The 15,571-nt window shown below is 51.9% G+C and carries 13 protein-coding genes; 11 read left to right on the top strand and 2 right to left on the bottom strand.

Annotation, left to right across the window (positions count from 1 at the left end; translation table 11 throughout):
* The first annotated feature begins 53 nt into the window (after window positions 1-53).
* The 5 genes from M1D70_RS19220 (at window position 54) to M1D70_RS19200 (ending at window position 5,412) form a co-directional block, all read left to right on the top strand.
* A complete protein-coding gene (locus tag M1D70_RS19220) occupies window positions 54-1,523 on the top strand; it encodes a rhamnulokinase (protein ID WP_009593130.1) in 1,470 nt (489 codons plus the stop codon).
* 30 nt (window positions 1,524-1,553) lie between these two features.
* Window positions 1,554-2,330, top strand: a complete 777-nt coding sequence (locus tag M1D70_RS19215; protein ID WP_096774604.1) for a DeoR/GlpR family DNA-binding transcription regulator — start codon at window positions 1,554-1,556, stop codon at window positions 2,328-2,330.
* 104 nt (window positions 2,331-2,434) lie between these two features.
* Complete coding sequence (locus M1D70_RS19210) at window positions 2,435-3,172, top strand: (Fe-S)-binding protein (RefSeq protein WP_009592078.1); 738 nt, start codon at window positions 2,435-2,437, stop codon at window positions 3,170-3,172.
* Complete coding sequence (locus tag M1D70_RS19205) at window positions 3,159-4,679, top strand: LutB/LldF family L-lactate oxidation iron-sulfur protein (RefSeq protein ID WP_456287691.1); 1,521 nt, start codon at window positions 3,159-3,161, stop codon at window positions 4,677-4,679. Before M1D70_RS19210 ends, M1D70_RS19205 begins: the two co-directional genes overlap by 14 nt.
* Window positions 4,672-5,412: a LutC/YkgG family protein gene (locus tag M1D70_RS19200; RefSeq protein WP_456287690.1), complete on the top strand. Its 741-nt coding sequence runs from the start codon at window positions 4,672-4,674 to the stop codon at window positions 5,410-5,412. Before M1D70_RS19205 ends, M1D70_RS19200 begins: the two co-directional genes overlap by 8 nt.
* A 190-nt stretch (window positions 5,413-5,602) precedes the next feature.
* Here M1D70_RS19200 and M1D70_RS19195 read toward each other — a convergent pair whose 3' ends face one another.
* On the bottom strand, window positions 5,603-6,457 hold the full coding sequence (locus M1D70_RS19195; RefSeq protein WP_456287689.1) for an SDR family oxidoreductase: 855 nt from the start codon (window positions 6,455-6,457) through the stop codon (window positions 5,603-5,605).
* Window positions 6,458-6,896: 439 nt separating this feature from the next.
* Here M1D70_RS19195 and M1D70_RS19190 point away from each other — a divergent pair, with 439 nt between their 5' ends.
* From M1D70_RS19190 to M1D70_RS19180, 3 genes are all read left to right on the top strand, one after another.
* Window positions 6,897-8,063 (top strand): cation:proton antiporter, encoded by a 1,167-nt coding sequence (locus M1D70_RS19190; RefSeq protein WP_456287688.1) that lies wholly within the window; start codon window positions 6,897-6,899, stop codon window positions 8,061-8,063.
* A 298-nt stretch (window positions 8,064-8,361) separates the two neighbouring features.
* Window positions 8,362-9,876, top strand: coding sequence for a UDP-N-acetylmuramoyl-L-alanyl-D-glutamate--2,6-diaminopimelate ligase (locus M1D70_RS19185; protein ID WP_456287687.1), 1,515 nt, complete (start codon window positions 8,362-8,364; stop codon window positions 9,874-9,876).
* A 9-nt stretch (window positions 9,877-9,885) separates the two neighbouring features.
* The gene (locus tag M1D70_RS19180; protein ID WP_456287686.1) at window positions 9,886-10,983 is read left to right on the top strand and encodes a PQQ-dependent sugar dehydrogenase; all 1,098 of its coding nucleotides are present in this window, start codon (window positions 9,886-9,888) and stop codon (window positions 10,981-10,983) included.
* Window positions 10,984-11,206: 223 nt separating this feature from the next.
* On the opposite strand, the gene M1D70_RS19175 is transcribed toward M1D70_RS19180, so the two are convergent.
* Window positions 11,207-11,854 (bottom strand): helix-turn-helix transcriptional regulator, encoded by a 648-nt coding sequence (locus M1D70_RS19175; RefSeq protein ID WP_456287685.1) that lies wholly within the window; start codon window positions 11,852-11,854, stop codon window positions 11,207-11,209.
* A 292-nt stretch (window positions 11,855-12,146) separates the two neighbouring features.
* Here M1D70_RS19175 and M1D70_RS19170 point away from each other — a divergent pair, with 292 nt between their 5' ends.
* From M1D70_RS19170 to M1D70_RS19160, 3 genes are all read left to right on the top strand, one after another.
* Window positions 12,147-12,383, top strand: a complete 237-nt coding sequence (locus M1D70_RS19170; protein WP_009592106.1) for an indolepyruvate ferredoxin oxidoreductase subunit alpha — start codon at window positions 12,147-12,149, stop codon at window positions 12,381-12,383.
* 992 nt (window positions 12,384-13,375) lie between these two features.
* On the top strand, window positions 13,376-14,536 hold the full coding sequence (locus tag M1D70_RS19165) for an ROK family protein (protein WP_456287684.1): 1,161 nt from the start codon (window positions 13,376-13,378) through the stop codon (window positions 14,534-14,536).
* A 28-nt stretch (window positions 14,537-14,564) separates the two neighbouring features.
* The gene (locus M1D70_RS19160; RefSeq protein WP_456290466.1) at window positions 14,565-15,569 is read left to right on the top strand and encodes an asparaginase; all 1,005 of its coding nucleotides are present in this window, start codon (window positions 14,565-14,567) and stop codon (window positions 15,567-15,569) included.
* Window positions 15,570-15,571: the final 2 nt, after the last annotated feature.

Here is a 15,571-nt window from a genome sequence, read left to right as displayed (position 1 = left end):
TCGGGTTCATGCCCGAACCGTTGATTATGATCTGACAAGGAGGCTGGGGAGCGTTGAGCGTTCTTGCATTTGATTTGGGAGCAAGCAGCGGCCGGGCGATGCTGGGCCAGCTGAACAGCCGCACCATCGGCGTGACGGAAATTCACCGATTCCCGAACGATCCCGTTCGAATCGGCGACCGCTTTCAATGGGATATCTTACGGATCTACCATGAGATGAAACAGGGATTGCTCAAGCTGAAGGGGAAACATCGCCTGCCGTCGAGCATCGGCATTGATACCTGGGCGGTGGATTTCGGTCTCCTGGATCGGAGCGGGGAGCTGCTCATGAATCCGTATCATTATCGGGACACGCACACGGATGGCGTGATGGAACAGGTCTTCCGGGAGCTGACGCCTGGAGAAATTTTTGATCGGACGGGAATTCAATTTCTCTCGTTCAATACGATGTACCAGCTTGCTTCGCTCCAACGGAAGAAACCCTATCTGCTTCAAGAGGCTGAGCGATTCTTAATGATCCCCGATTTGCTGCGCTATTTCTTGACGGGCGAAATGGCGAACGAATTCACGAATGCGACCACGACGCAGCTGTATAACCCGCACTCGGCCAGCTGGGATGATCATATATTAAAATCATTGAAGATCCCTCATGGGTTATTTCATCCAGTGGTTCAACCCGGTACCCATATCGGAGGGTTAAGGCCTGCCGTAACCGAGGAGCTGGGGGTTCCATCCATCCCGCTTTATGCGGTTGCGGAGCATGATACGGCTTCCGCCGTAGTTGCGGTTCCTGCTTTGGAGCGGTCGTTCGCCTATTTGAGCTGCGGCACCTGGTCGTTGATGGGGACCGAGGTCGACCAGCCGGTCATTCATGAACGGGCCCGTCAGCTGAACTTCACGAATGAAGGAGGCGCATACGGCACGTACCGGCTGCTCAAGAACATCATGGGGCTGTGGATCCTGCAGGAATGTCAGCGGACCTGGGGACGGGAAGGGATGTCGTATTCGTATCCCGAATTGGTTCATATGGCGGAATCGGCGCCGGCATTTGCTTGCTTCATCGATCCGGACGATTCCATGTTTCTCCCTGCGGGAGACATGCCGAAACGGGTAAGGGAATATGCGGCCCGAACGAACCAGGGCGTTCCGCAGAACGAGGGCGCGCTTGTGCGCTGCATTATGGAAAGCTTGGCCATGCAATACCGATATGTGCTGGAGCTGACCGAGGAATTGTCCGGACGGAAATTTCAGGGCTTGCATATGGTAGGCGGTGGCATTCATAATGAAACATTATGCCAGTGGACGGCGAACGCCATTGGGAAACCCGTCTGGGCGGGTCCTGCGGAAGGCAGTGCCATCGGCAATATGGCCGTACAGTTCATTGCGCAGGGCGAGCTGTCCGATATATGGGAAGCGCGCGCAGTCATTAGGGAATCCTTCCCGGTCAAGACCTACGAGCCGCAGGATGCTCCCTTATGGGAGGAAGCTTACGGGGTGTTCGGTCTTCGGACCGGGAAGAGATAGAATATACGAACAGTAAGGATGGGCGGTATGATGCTGGTTGCAGAACGATATGAGAAAATAGTACAGTTGGTCAACGAAAGAGGGAGCATCCGCGTCTCCGAGCTGAGTCAGCTCTGCGGCGTAACGGAGGAAACGATTCGCCGCGACCTTGACAGGCTGGAGCAAGCAGGGCGCCTGCGCCGTTCCCACGGTGGAGCGGTTAGCGTGAAGGATCAACCGGAAATTCAGCGGTCTCAGCCGGAAATACCGTATGCTGAACGGGAAATCATGCATGCGCTGGAGAAGCAGCGAATCGCGGAGGAAGCGGTCAAGCGAATCCATCCGAACGACCGCATCCTGCTGGATGCAAGCTCAACCGCATGGTACATGGCCAAGATCATACCGGACATTCCGATTACCGTGCTGACGAATTCGATTAAGGTGGCCGCTGAGCTGAGCACCAAGGAGCGCGTTCAGGTCATCTCAACGGGCGGTATTTTGGCTCATCGCTCCTTGTCCTTCGTCGGTCCGCTGGCGGAGCGTTCGCTGGAAGCTTACTACGTGGATAAAGCCTTCCTCTCCTGCAAGGGCGTCCACATGGACAGGGGCTTGAGCGAATCCAATGAGCTGCAGGCGAGAATCAAGCAAAAAATGATCGGGATGACGGATGAGACCATTCTGCTTGCCGATGCCAGCAAATTCGGCACGCAGGCTTTTGCGCAGGTCGCCGACCTCGCCGAAGTGAACCTGATCATCACCGACCGGAGATTGACGGAAGAGGAAGCGGCGCCTTATCGGGCGCTGGGTCTTCGAATCGAATCCGTATAGAGCAAGCTGCTAGATCATATCAACATGGAATCCCCCCGTTCCGGGGGGTTCTTGCTAGAGGCCGACTCATCGGCCTATCCTGACGATTAGCGGGGTGAAAAGGTTTGAAGATTTCATTGTTTGTCACTTGTCTCAGCGATGCCTTGTTCCCGCGGGTAGCTGAATCGATGGCAAGACTGCTGGCAAGGTACGGCGTGCAGCTGGAATTCCCGGAAATCCAGACCTGCTGCGGCCAACCTGCCTACAACAGCGGTTATTGGGAAGAGGCGCGCATTAGCGCCAGGACGATTTTGGACGCTTTTGACGACAGCGACTTTGTAGTGTCCCCTTCGGGGTCCTGCACGTATATGATTCATCATTACCCGGATCTGTTCAAGGACGATCCCGTTTACCTGGATAAAGCGAAAGCGCTTCAATCCAAATGCTATGAGTTTACGCAATTCCTCGTCGACGTGCTGGGCGTGGCCGATGTTGGCGCCGTCTATCCGCACAAGGTAACTTATCATCCTTCCTGCCACGGCAGCCGCCTGCTCGGGGTGAAGGACGAACCGATGAAACTGCTGAGTCACGTCAAAGGGCTGGAGCTCGTCCCCTTGCCGTTTGCCGAGGATTGCTGCGGGTTCGGGGGAACGTTTGCCGTGAAAATGGCGGATATTTCGGGCGCGATGGTAACGGAGAAAAGCGATCATGTGCTGGAAACCGAGGCGTCCGTGCTGGTCGGACTTGACATGGCCTGCCTTATGAACATTGCCGGCAATCTGCGTCACCGGGGCGAGAAGGTTCAGGTCAAGCATTTGGCCGAGCTTTTGTACGAGGGGGTGAGCGTGCATGAGCACAGCTGAGACGAAAGCGAAGACGGTGAAGGAGCGCGCAGGTTACGCTCTGAACAACGATTTTCTGCGCAATGCGGTGAAGTTTACGACAGAACGGCTGCGGCTTGGCAAAAAGCTGGCGTCGGAGGAGCATGGCAACTGGGATGCGTGGAGGGAACGGGGGCGCCAAATCCGGCTCCATACCATTGCGCATTTGGATTATTATTTGAATGAGTTTGCCGAGCAGGCCAGGGCGAACGGAGCACATGTCCATTTTGCGGAGACGGCAGAAGAAGCGGTTGCGATCTCCCTGCAGATAGCGGAGCATAAGTCGGCCAAATCCGTCGTCAAATCGAAATCGATGGTGTCCGAGGAGCTGCACCTGAACAAGGCACTGGATTCCATCGGGGTGGAGGCCGTGGAAACGGATCTCGGCGAGTACATCATTCAGCTTGCGGATGAAACGCCTTCCCATATTATTATTCCCGCCATCCATAAGAACCGTTATCAGATCGCAGAGCTGCTGTCCGCGGAGGCGGGCGAAGCGCTGCCGCCGGATACTGCGATTATGGCGGGTTTCGTCCGCATGAAGCTGCGCGAGAAATTTCTCGAAGCGGACATTGGCATGACGGGCTGTAATTTTGCTATCGCGGAGACGGGGTCGATGGTCCTGTTCGAGAATGAAGGCAATGCCCGGATGGTGACGACCGTGCCGAAGACGCAGATCACCCTAATGGGCATGGAGCGGATTATTCCCTCATGGTCTGACCTCGAGGTAATGGCAACCTTGCTGCCGCGGTCCGCGACCGGCCAGAAACTGACGGTATACATGTCCGGCATCAGCGGGCCGAAGAGAGAGCTGGATGCCGATGGACCAGACGAAATGCATATTATCATAATTGATAACGGGCGCTCTCTCCAGCTCGGCGATCCGGAATTCCAGGAGCTGCTCAATTGCATACGATGTGGCGCCTGCCTGAATGCTTGTCCGGTATATCGCCATATTGGCGGGCACGCCTATGGAGGCACGTATAGCGGCCCAATCGGTGCCGTATTAACGCCGGCCTTGAACAAGAACGTCGCGGAATGGGACGATATCGCCAACGCATCCAGCCTGTGCGGCGCCTGTTATGAAGCATGCCCGGTCAAGATCCCGCTGCATGACATGCTGGTATCCTTGCGCCGTCGGAAGATTGAAGCCGGACGCGGCGATAAGCTGGAAGCGATGGGGATGAAAGGCTTCTCGGCGGTCATGGGTAATGCCAAGCGTTACCGCAGCGTGGTATCCCTCGGAAAATGGGGCCAGAAGCTGGTCGTGCGGGGCGGCGAGATCCGAACGAGAATCGGTCCTTTGAAGGGATGGAATTCGTACAGGGTGACCCCAAGCCTCCCCAAACATTCCTTCCGTGATCGATGGCCCGAAATGGAGCAGGATATTCGCAGAACCTCGGGGACCATGGATCCTGTAATCGCCGATCGGTTGAGCGAGCGGCTTCGCCAGCAGAAATCCGGAAAGGGGGAGAACGCGCATGACTAACGAAACCGATCGCGGCTGGTTAACCCGTTTAGAAGAACAATCCCGCAGGAAGCAGGAGTTGTTCATGGATGGGATCGCCGCGAAGCTGGGTAGAGATCGTATTCGCTCCGCTCCGGAGCACCTTTTCCGCGGTGCCCCGGATTTCTGGAAAGAATTTAATTGGCCGCTCGAGGAGAAAATTACGCAGTTTACCGCGAACTTTGAAGCAGCCGGAGGCCATGTGGTCAGACTGAGCCATCGCGATGAGGTCACCCGGTTTATCAGGGATAAAGCGATGGAGATGAGCGCAGCTACGATTCTTCGTCAGCAGGAGGACGCGCTGGATCGACTGGGTCTGGAAGAGAGTCTGCCGGATGCGCTGGTTCTCTCCTGGAACGAAGCGGCTGACACCGACTGGAAGGCAGTCGCTGCCAGAGCCGACTTCGGCGTTGTCATGGCCGATTACGCTGCGGCTTACACCGGTTCGATTACGGTGAAGTCTGCCCCGCATAAGGGCCGTTCGGTCAGCCTGCTGCCGACCGTGCTGATGGCTATTATTCCAATTGACAGAATGGTTACCCGATTAGGCGAGATTCTCGTTCAGTTCGATCAGGCCGGACGTGAGCAGCTGCCAGCAGGAATCCACTTCATATCGGGTCCGAGCCGTTCCGCCGATATCGAGAACGATCTGACGATTGGCGTTCACGGACCCGGCATCGTATACGCCTTGCTGGTAGATTCCTACGAAGCATAATATTTATTCTTAAACGCAAGATGAGCCCCAAGCCGCGAGCATCCAACGGACTGCTCCCGGCTTGGGGCTCATTTAGATTATAGAAATACATACGTTTTCAGAGAAACTGAAAACTCGATTCACACCTATTCCTTCTTCCGTTTCCGTCTTCGGTGAAAGTAGATGGATAGCTGCTTTTCTTGCGTATACACTATTTGCCTTTGCGCGTCAGCTCGGCCAGCCGATCCCACTGCTCATGAGTCACTTCGGCCAGGTCGTTGAACTGTCCTGCCCCCTGCAGCCATTCGCCGCCGTCGATGGTGATCACGTCGCCATTAATATAGCCGGCATAATCGGAAATCAGATAGGCGGCGAGATTAGCCAATTCTTCTGGATCGCCAACGCGCTTGAGAGGGATGCGGTCGATCATTTTCCGTTCCAGTTCCGGCGTAGGGGATAATCTTGACCAGGCGCCTTCGGTTGGGAACGGACCCGGGGCGATGGCTACCTGGCGTATGCCGTACGGGGCCCATTCCACGGCCAAGGAACGCGTCAGCGCAAGAACGCCTGCTTTGGCAGCCGCGGACGGGACAACGTACCCTGAGCCTGTTGAAGCGTACGTGGTGACAATGTTGAGCATCGTCCCGCCTTTGCCTTGTTCAATCCAGCGTTTGCCGACCTCCAGGGTGGCATAGAAGGTGCCGTGCAGCACGATATTGAGCACGGCATCCACAGCCCGAGGAGAAAGGCGCTCCGTGGGGCTGATAAAGTTCCCGGCCGCATTGTTGACAAGCACATCAATGCCTCCGTAATGCTGCTCTGCCGCTTCAACAAGAGCCGAGATTTGCGCAGGGTCGCGAACATCGCAGCTTTTGTACCATACCTCGCAGCCCTTCTGCTTTAATTCCTTAGCGGTCTGCTGCAGCACTTCTTCCCGGCGTCCGCATATGGCGAGCTTGGCGCCCAGCAGCGCGAATTTCTCACCCATGGCACGCCCCAGGCCCGTGGCTCCTCCCGTAATCAAAACGACTTTATCGCGAAGCAAAACGTCGGTGAACGGTCCCATCGAAAGTTCCCCTTTCAGGCAGTTATGGATCATCGGATCGGATCCTTTGTCCGCGTCCTTTATAGAACAGGCTGCATACATCGTCATGCTCCTTTTATGCAACCGCTTACTTTAAGCGTAACATGGTTAGCGAATCCAGTCACCACTTTGTTTGGTGTTTATATGGTGCGTACGGGTTGGCGGAAGCTGGCAATCCAATGACTATGAATGGAATTAAATCCCGATCGAAGAGGGGTTAAAACATAAGTGTTTAAATAGGCGTCTATTTTTCGTTTTAATAGGTTTCTGGAAAAGAATGTCCCCAGGGATGATCGAACACGTTTCAAGGTGTTAGAAAGCCCTTTCTGTGGGTCTGAAAGCTATATTGACCTGAGGTTTAGGGCGGTTTATATTATCTAGGAACGCGTTCAAATAACGCCATCAATGAGGAGTCGATCGGATGCAATTTGTTTGGTATTTGGCATTAATCATCATCTGTACCAAAATCGCAGGTCACATGTCTGCAAGAATCGGACAGCCGGCTGTGCTAGGAAAACTTATGGTCGGCATTGTGTTGGGGCCAGCTGTGCTTGGATGGATTGATCATAATGAATTTGTACATTACATCTCCGAAATCGGTGTTCTGTTGTTAATGTTCATTGCCGGATTGGAAACGGATCTGGAACAGTTGAAGAATAACTGGAAGTCGGCAGTGGCTGTTGCGGTCGGGGGAATCATTCTTCCTTTTATCGGGGGGTATGGCGTAGCGGAGTTGTTTGGTTTTTCCGTTAACTATGCTTTGTTTATGGGCATATTGTTCAGCGCAACTTCCGTAAGCATCTCCGTTCAGGTGTTAAAAGATATGGATCGCCTGGGTTCAAGAGAAGGCACGACGATTCTTGGAGCAGCGGTAGTCGATGATATTTTAGTTGTCATTCTGCTCGCTTTCATGATGAGTTTCCTGGGCAGCGGCCAGGAGGTATCCTTGGGCCTTCTTATAGGAAAGAAAGTTCTATTTTTTATCGGTGTCGTTATGGCGGGCTGGTTTATCGTACCTCGCGTGATGAACAAGCTCTCCGGTCTGAAGGTAACTGAGCCTGTGATATCCATGGCTCTTGTAGTGTGTTTTGGATTTTCTTATTTCGCCGATTGGTTGGGAATGGCCGGTATAATCGGCGCGTTTGCCGCTGGGATCGCAATCTCGCAAACAGGCTTAAAGCACACGGTTGAACAGAAGGTTGAGCCCATTGCGTACTCGATTTTTGTTCCCGTTTTTTTTGCGAGCATCGGGCTTCATGTATCCTTTCAAGGAGTACCTCAACAAATCGGCTTCATCGTTGTATTGACCATAGCCGCTGTTCTGACCAAGCTGCTGGGTGGCGCTATTGGAGCAAGAATCACGGGTTTTAGCAACTTATCCTCATTCGCGGTCGGAGCTGGCATGGTGTCCAGGGGGGAGGTTGCATTAATCATAGCGTCCACAGGCTTGCAAGCAGGACTTCTGTTGCCCGAATATTTCACATCCGTGGTCATGGTGGTTATTTTGACGACATTAATCGCACCGCCATTATTGAAGATCCTTTTCCAAGGGCATGCAGTGAACTCCTCCAAAGAAATCGGACTGTAGCTGGAGACTGATGCCCGTTAGGCACGTCATCATGGCCTCAATTAGATAGGAATGAAAAGCGAGCTATCCGTCGATAGTTCGCTTTTCTATTGAAGAAACATGCGGATATCAGAGTAGAATGCAGCGAGGTGTTTATCATTAAGGAATCCGGCTTTTTCAGTTTCAGAAGGCCCTTGCTTGGTTAGGTTAATTAGAAATGCTGGTTAAAACGATACATAGTCGTAAATTCTACATCTTATACATCACGCTGCCACCTGACCCTGGGTATATGATTACATCACGAGATGAGGAACCAGACATGATTCTACAATCACTGACGGATCGGCTGATATTAAAAAAGATTACGGGCAGTACTTCCGCGGATATCACGAACCTGGAAACAGATTCAAGAGAAATCCGGCCGGGCGGCGTGTTCGTCTGCGTACCGGGATTTCACGTGGACGGCCATGATTATGCCGAACAGGCGATACGGAATGGGGCTGTTGCCATCGTGGCCGAGCGGGAGCTTTCGGGACTGCCAGGAAACGTTACGCATATAACGGTGCCGGATACAAGAAGAATCCTGCCGATTCTCGCAAACGCTTTTTTTGGCGATCCTACGAGGCAATTGAAATTGATTGGAATTACCGGGACGAACGGCAAAACAACGACGACTCATATGGTAGATCAAATACTTAACGACGCCCGCCGCAAAACAGGGATCATCGGCACCTTGTATATGAAAATCGGAAATCATGTGGAGAAGACGCTGAATACGACGCCGGATACGATCCAGCTCATGCGTTATTTTCATACGATCATCTCGCATGGGGGTGAATACGGTGTTCTGGAGGTATCTTCGCACGGATTGGATATGGGAAGGGTGCGCGGATGCGATTTTCAGACGGTCGTCTTCACGAATTTATCGCATGATCATCTGGACTTCCATCAGACTATGGAGAGCTATCGCAATACGAAGGAGCTGCTGTTCGCCCAACTAGGTAACAGTAACCGTGACATGCAGAAGAAGGCCGTCTTGAACGCAGACGATGCCGCATCCTCTTATTACGCAAAACGGACATCCGCACAAATCATAACCTATGGCATTCAGAATCAGGCGGACGTCCGGGCAACGCAAATTCATCACTCAAGGGAAGGCTGCGTCTTTCATGCAGAAACGCCTTGGGGAAGCAGCGACGTTAATCTGAAGAAGGTGCATGGAGCACATAATATATACAACGCGCTGGCCGCCATGACGACCTGTCTGCTGGAAGGGATACCGCTGGAAGAAATCCGCGGAAGTTTGGAGCAATTTGCAGGGGTTCATGGCCGGTTTCAAGAAATACAAACAGGACGCCGTTTTGGCGTGGTCGTCGATTACGCGCATAATCCGGACGGTCTTAAGGCAACCTTGCAATCCGCCAAGGCCATTACTTCAGGCAAAATGATATGCGTGATGGGCTGCCGGGGCGAGCGGGACCGGTCGAAAAGGCCGATCATGGCCGATATTGCAGCCTCGTATTCGGATTATGTATTGTTCACGGCCGACAATCCGTTCTCGGAGGATCCGGAGCAGATCATGGCCGAGATGCTGGGCGGCTTAACTTCCCGCGAATCGGGGAACTGGGAGGTTGTCTTAGACCGTAAAGAAGCGATTCAACGCGCAGTGGAAATGGCCGGTGACGAGGACAGGATCATTATAACCGGACGAGGGCACGAAACCCGTTATGTTGCGGGCAGCCGGATCGAATCCTTTAGCGATGAGGATATCGTGATGAGTTCTTTGCAGGGCATAGGGCAGGACATCCAGATGATGCACCGGAGCCCTGAATAAACCCGGGAGGTGCAGGATTTGAAACAAAAGATGTTCGGCGTGATGTTTACAGCGGCGCTGCTGTTTCTTGCTGCATGCACAAGCCAGTCGTCCCCTTCGGCTGAAGAAGGAGCGCAGGAGGAGCGGGGGGAGGCAGCTCCTGATTCTTCCTATCAGGTGCTTGCGGAGCAATTGAGAACGCCTTGGTCCATCGATTTTGACGGCGAGACGATTTATATCAGCGAGCGGGAAGGGAATATCGTTCAGATCAAGGACGGCACATTGAACAGACAATCGGTACATACCGAGAAGCCGGTTTCCCATCAAGGAGAAGGGGGGTTTTTGGGCTTCGCGTTGGCGCCTGATTTTCGGGATTCCGGAAAAGCCTTCGCCTATCACACCTATGATCAGGGTGGAACACTCTTGAACCGGCTGGTTCTGCTGGAGTTGAAGGGAAACCAATGGACGGAGTCCCAAGTCTTCCTTGAGTCCATTCCAGGCTCCAACGTGCATAATGGCGGCAGAATCGCGATCGGTCCCGATGCGATGCTCTATGTTACGACGGGAGATTCGGGCGAGGGCGAGCTTGCGCAAAATCAGGAGAACCTGGCAGGCAAAATATTGCGATTAACGTTGAACGGGAAAGTCCCGGCGGACAATCCGACGGCAGGTTCTTACGTCTATACGTTAGGGCATCGGAATTCACAGGGCTTGGCCTGGAATTCAGATGGGGACTTTTACAGCTCGGAGCACGGGCCTTCCGGCACGCCGGGCGGACACGATGAAATTAATGAAATCACGGCCGGCAGCAACTACGGCTGGCCCGAAATTTATGGCGATGATGCGTTGGAAGGCATGGAACTCCCGCTGTACCATAGCGGCGAAACGGCAATTGCTCCTTCCGGCATCGCTTTTGACGAACAGGATCGCTTGTACGTGGCGACCCTTCGGGGACAGAAGCTGTACCGGTTCCAGCGGGAGAAAGCCACGCTCGAGACCGTACTGGAAGGCGAGGGCCGATTAAGAGACGTTAAGGTCCATAACGGCAGAACCTATGTCATTACCAACAATACCGATGGCCGGGGCGTGCCGTCCGATCAGGATGATCGACTGCTTGTACTGGAATAATTCCGAGAAACATACATGTCTCGTGATGCAAGAGAATAGGATAGGACAAGTGCTATAAGAAAAAAGTCTATCGACGTACTTTCTCAGAAGACAGACCGCATATAGCGGAAGTTATTCTTGCGAGATAAGGCGGGTAAGCCTCTGAAGTTTATACCTTCTTATCTCTTAACAAAAAAAGGGCCCCTTCCCGTATGGAAGGAGCCTGAAGTGGCAATAACAGATATTATGTTTGTTTGGCTTCGGCTTGTTTACGGATCCGGTACACGCATTTCTTATCGCCTTTGGCAAGACACTCGGTACGTTCCACATCCGCTCCCAGCAAGGATTGAAACAGATCAAGCTCGCAGCGGCATGCATGCTGGTATCGGTTGGCTACCTGGGAAATCGGGCAGTTCAGTTCTTCAAGGACGTATTCTTCATCCGTGACTTTTTGGTAATCCACCATATATCCGTTGTCATTCTGAATCTGGGCAAGGGCTGCGACCCGATCTTCGAGAGTTTCGGCTTTTACCGTCGGCGTGTACTTGTTCAGCAACGTGTCTTTGCGCTTGTCGAACAGTAAAGATATCATTTCGTCCCCGGCCTCGTCCTGGAGCTCGTTAAGCAGATCGAGGGCAAGCGAATGATAGTTCTTAGGGAAAAAATCCTCTGCAGATTCAGTAAGACTGTATAGGGAGACGGGTCTTCCCATCGGCTGTTTCACGGTTCGATACGTGATGTACCCTTCATTCTTCAAGCTCTCCAGATGACGTCGGACGGCCATGCCCGTAATGCCCAGTGCCTCGGTAATGGATTTCGTGCTGAGTTCACCATTTATTTTCAACATTTGCATGATATACTCGCGGGTGCTGTATGCAACTTCTTGATCCACTATAATCACCGCCTTGTTTCTCGATGAATGCTTTCTTTTGCAACAAAAAAGGTTAAAAAGCAATATGTCTCATCTTATGTCTTTACCTTCTATAAGTCAACCGGAATGGCCGTTTTCAAGGCTGTTCTCTCGCGGTTTGTTGACAACTGGCATGATTAACCACATAATTAAGATATATTTTAGTATAAAAAGTATAGAAACCAAGCAATGAATGAGTAATCGGCTTTTTGTTATGATAGCGCATCGTAGAATTTAGAAGATTCTTATTACACTTGGGAAGGTGGAATCACGGATGTATGTTATTGGCTCAGCTTGTATCGAAGAGAAGGCGGGCGAATGCGTTGACGTTTGCCCAGTGGATTGCATCGAAGAAGGGGACGACCAGTTCTACATCGACACCGATATATGCATTTCCTGCGGTGCCTGCGAAGCGGCGTGTCCGGTTGCGGCCATTTACTATTTTGAGGACCTGCCTGAGGACGAAAAGCATTATTTCGATAAAGCGGTGGAATATTACAAAAACAAGTAGGGCGCTGGGGTTTGAGGCTATCGGGCGCTCCGGTTTGAGGCTATCGAGTGCTCCGGTTTGAGTCTATCCGCTCTGTTGTCCGCCCGTTTCCGGAATGGAAATAGGCAGGGGAGAAACGGACTCCCAAAGGATCGGCTATCGGGCGCTCCGGTTTGAGTCTATCCGCTCTGTTGTCCGTCCGTTTCCCGAATGGAATTAGACAGGGTAGAAACGGACTCCCAAAGGATCGGCTATCCTCAAACCTCCGCTGGTGGGAAAGATTAAAAGACTAAAGATAAATGATAAGAAATTCAAGTGATTAAGAGATTAAGATTAAAGATAAAAGATTTAAAAGATTATAAGATTAAGAATTGAAGTATGAGGATTACGAGCGATTAAATCTATATGTTATGTGTATCAAAACAAATCGGTTAAGATCAATAGCGTGCAAAATAGAGCGACTTGAACTGCGCTCATGCATCGATCTATACATAAGCCATCCGGGATTTCGAGGCCCCCTCGAATTAATTTCTCGGGTGGTTTAATTCGTCTTAGGCGGATCATTCAGTGAAGCACTTAACGACCTGGGACAGCACCAATAATATCATATATTTACTCCACTTATAGCCATTCGGGATGAAGAATGTTCCAATCATTCTTTTCTCGGGTGGCTTTATTATTGGGGTGAAACGACGTTGTTACCTACATTTTAGGAGGTTATACGTCATGTTCATGTCATGTTGTGCGTGATAGGCGGTCAACTGTATGTATGCAGGAGATTGAATTTCTTTCGTAAAAAAGTGAAATGCTTACATTTCCAGAATCAAAAAATTATTTATTTAAATGTGTCATATATATTGACACTTTTACAAAACACGTTTTATTATTAATATCACTGGAGAATAAAAATATTAAAACTGATAATAATCACTGTTTTTTGATGATTTCGGATCTTTTTATTTGGAAAATTGATCTAATTAATCTACTGGTGAAATTAAATAGGAGATGTCTTCATGAAAAAGCATGATCAAGACTTTATGAAGCGGCAGAACAGACTCACAGTATTTCAAATCATCAAGAATGAACAGCCGATTTCAAGAGCCGTCATTGCCAAACAGACGGGCATGAGTCCGACAACGGTCAGCCGGATCGTATCGGAGCTGACGGAGGAAGGATACGTTCACGAAACGGAAGAGCAGGCCTCGGCCGGCCGCGGAAGAAAGTCTTCCTTAATAAGGCTGCTGGATACGGCGGTCATCTCGATCGGCGTCGAGCTGGATCGGCATCAGGCGAATATCGGATTCATTGATGTTCAGGGTAACGTATTGTGCAGCGGAAGCTTTTCAAGATCATCCGATGAAACGGCAGATGTCACGGTGACCCGGATTGCGGAAACCATAGAAGAGATGATCGCCGAATGCGATATCGACCGAAGACGGGTGGTCGGCATTGGCGTTGGACTGCCGGGCATCATTGATGTCGACGCCGGCATCGTCAATTTTTCGGTACAGCTGGGATGGAAGAATGTGAGCCTCGCCGAGAGGCTCAAGGAACTAACCGGGCTTCAAGCTGTCGTGGACAATGAACTGAAGGTGAAGGCGTTGGCGGAGCAGCTCAAGGGTTCGGCCTACGGCTCCAACCGTACGGTGCTCCTGGGCTTCGGTAATGGCGTCGGATCGGCGCTCATTCTGGAGGGGGAGATTTACCGCGGGGTGACGAACAGCGCCGGGGAAATCGGTCACACGACCGTGGACCCTGAAGGCATGATGTGCGACTGCGGGAAAGCCGGATGCCTCCAAACGTATATCAATATACCGTCCTTGTTGTCGGAAGCCAGCAAAATCAAACCCGTTCGCACGATCGAGGAGCTGTTCGCGGAGAGGCGGGCCGGAACGCGCTGGGCAAGCTATTTGATCGATCGGGCCCTTGCCTATATGGCGATTACGATCAACAACGTCGTCAGCATGTACAATCCGGACAGCGTCATTTTGAGCGGCGAGTTTCTGGACAAGTTTCCCGAAGTGTACGAGGAGATCACCAACCTGTGTTACTCGCAGTATATCTGGGAACCGCTTCAAGAATCCTTTGCGATAGTTCGCTCGGAGCTTCACGAGCATGGGGTCATCATCGGGTCGGGACTTGTCGCACAGGATCGTTACTTTCAATTGAATTAATTCATCTGGAGATCGGGGGAGCATGAACATGGGATTTGTGCCATTGGTAGAGGAATATCGCGGGAACGTATTGGAGAACGTGCACTACGGCGCGATCAGCGTCGTAGATGAGAAAGGAATGGTTGTATACGCAGCGGGCGATCCGCATCACATGACCTTTTTAAGATCGGCAGCCAAGCCGTTCCAGGCAATTCCGGTAATGAAACGCCGGATTGACGAAGTGTACGGACTAACGGGGGAAGAAACGGCCTTGTTTGCCGCCTCCCATCGGGGCGAGCGATTCCACATTGATGCATTGGAATCCATTCTGAAGAAAACCGGGATTCGGGAAGAGAACCTTCACTGCTGCGCGACTTATCCATTGAACGAGGATGCTAAGGCGCAGCGCCATCGCGATCATGAGGAGAAGCGCAGAATTTTCCATAACTGCTCCGGCAAGCACAGCGGCTTGATTGCCCTATGCAAGCATATGGGCTGGGACGAAAGCACGTATTACAAACCGGAGCATCCGGTTCAGCAAGAGATCCTCGAGACGCTGGCTTATTTTGCCGAGGTTCCGGTTTCCTCGATCCCGCAAGGCATTGACGGCTGCGGACTTCCCATCTTCGCGCTTCCTCTGGATCGCATCGGGTATTCCTTCCTCAAGCTGGCATGCCCGGATTTGATCGAGGATCCAGAGACTGCAGAAGCAGCTGCCAGAATGGCGAAGTTGATGAATGAGTATCCGGATATCATTGCAGACACCAAATTTGTGTGTTCAGCTTTGCTCCGGGACCACAACCTGACAGCCAAGGGCGGCGCGAAGGGCGTGTACGGCATCGGTCTTCGGAAAGAACGCTTGGCGATTTCGCTTAAAGTATCCGACGGCTCCGAGCAGGTATGGCCATGCATCATCGCTTCCATCCTGGAGCGTCTCGGCTACAGCGATCAGTCTACGATTGACCGGTTGTATGAGCTGGTTCCGAATGCAATTTTCAACGATGGGGGCACGCTTGTCGGTGAACGGCGCGCCGTGTATGAATGGAATGCTTAAAC

Source organism: Paenibacillus sp. AK002, from assembly GCF_053903045.1.
Note: the sequence above shows the minus strand (reverse complement) of the source record. Positions and strands in the feature narration are given on the sequence as shown.

Excerpts from the sequence above, each read along its gene's own strand:
- M1D70_RS19215 (WP_096774604.1), top strand. The coding sequence starts at position 1,554 with ATGCTGGTTGCAGAACGATATGAGAAAATAGTACAGTTGGTCAACGAA.
- M1D70_RS19205 (WP_456287691.1), top strand. The coding sequence starts at position 3,159 with ATGAGCACAGCTGAGACGAAAGCGAAGACGGTGAAGGAGCGCGCAGGT.
- M1D70_RS19200 (WP_456287690.1), top strand. The coding sequence starts at position 4,672 with ATGACTAACGAAACCGATCGCGGCTGGTTAACCCGTTTAGAAGAACAA.
- M1D70_RS19195 (WP_456287689.1), bottom strand. The coding sequence starts at position 6,457 with ATGGGACCGTTCACCGACGTTTTGCTTCGCGATAAAGTCGTTTTGATT.
- M1D70_RS19190 (WP_456287688.1), top strand. The coding sequence starts at position 6,897 with ATGCAATTTGTTTGGTATTTGGCATTAATCATCATCTGTACCAAAATC.
- M1D70_RS19185 (WP_456287687.1), top strand. The coding sequence starts at position 8,362 with ATGATTCTACAATCACTGACGGATCGGCTGATATTAAAAAAGATTACG.
- M1D70_RS19170 (WP_009592106.1), top strand. The coding sequence starts at position 12,147 with ATGTATGTTATTGGCTCAGCTTGTATCGAAGAGAAGGCGGGCGAATGC.
- M1D70_RS19165 (WP_456287684.1), top strand. The coding sequence starts at position 13,376 with ATGAAAAAGCATGATCAAGACTTTATGAAGCGGCAGAACAGACTCACA.
- M1D70_RS19160 (WP_456290466.1), top strand. The coding sequence starts at position 14,565 with ATGGGATTTGTGCCATTGGTAGAGGAATATCGCGGGAACGTATTGGAG.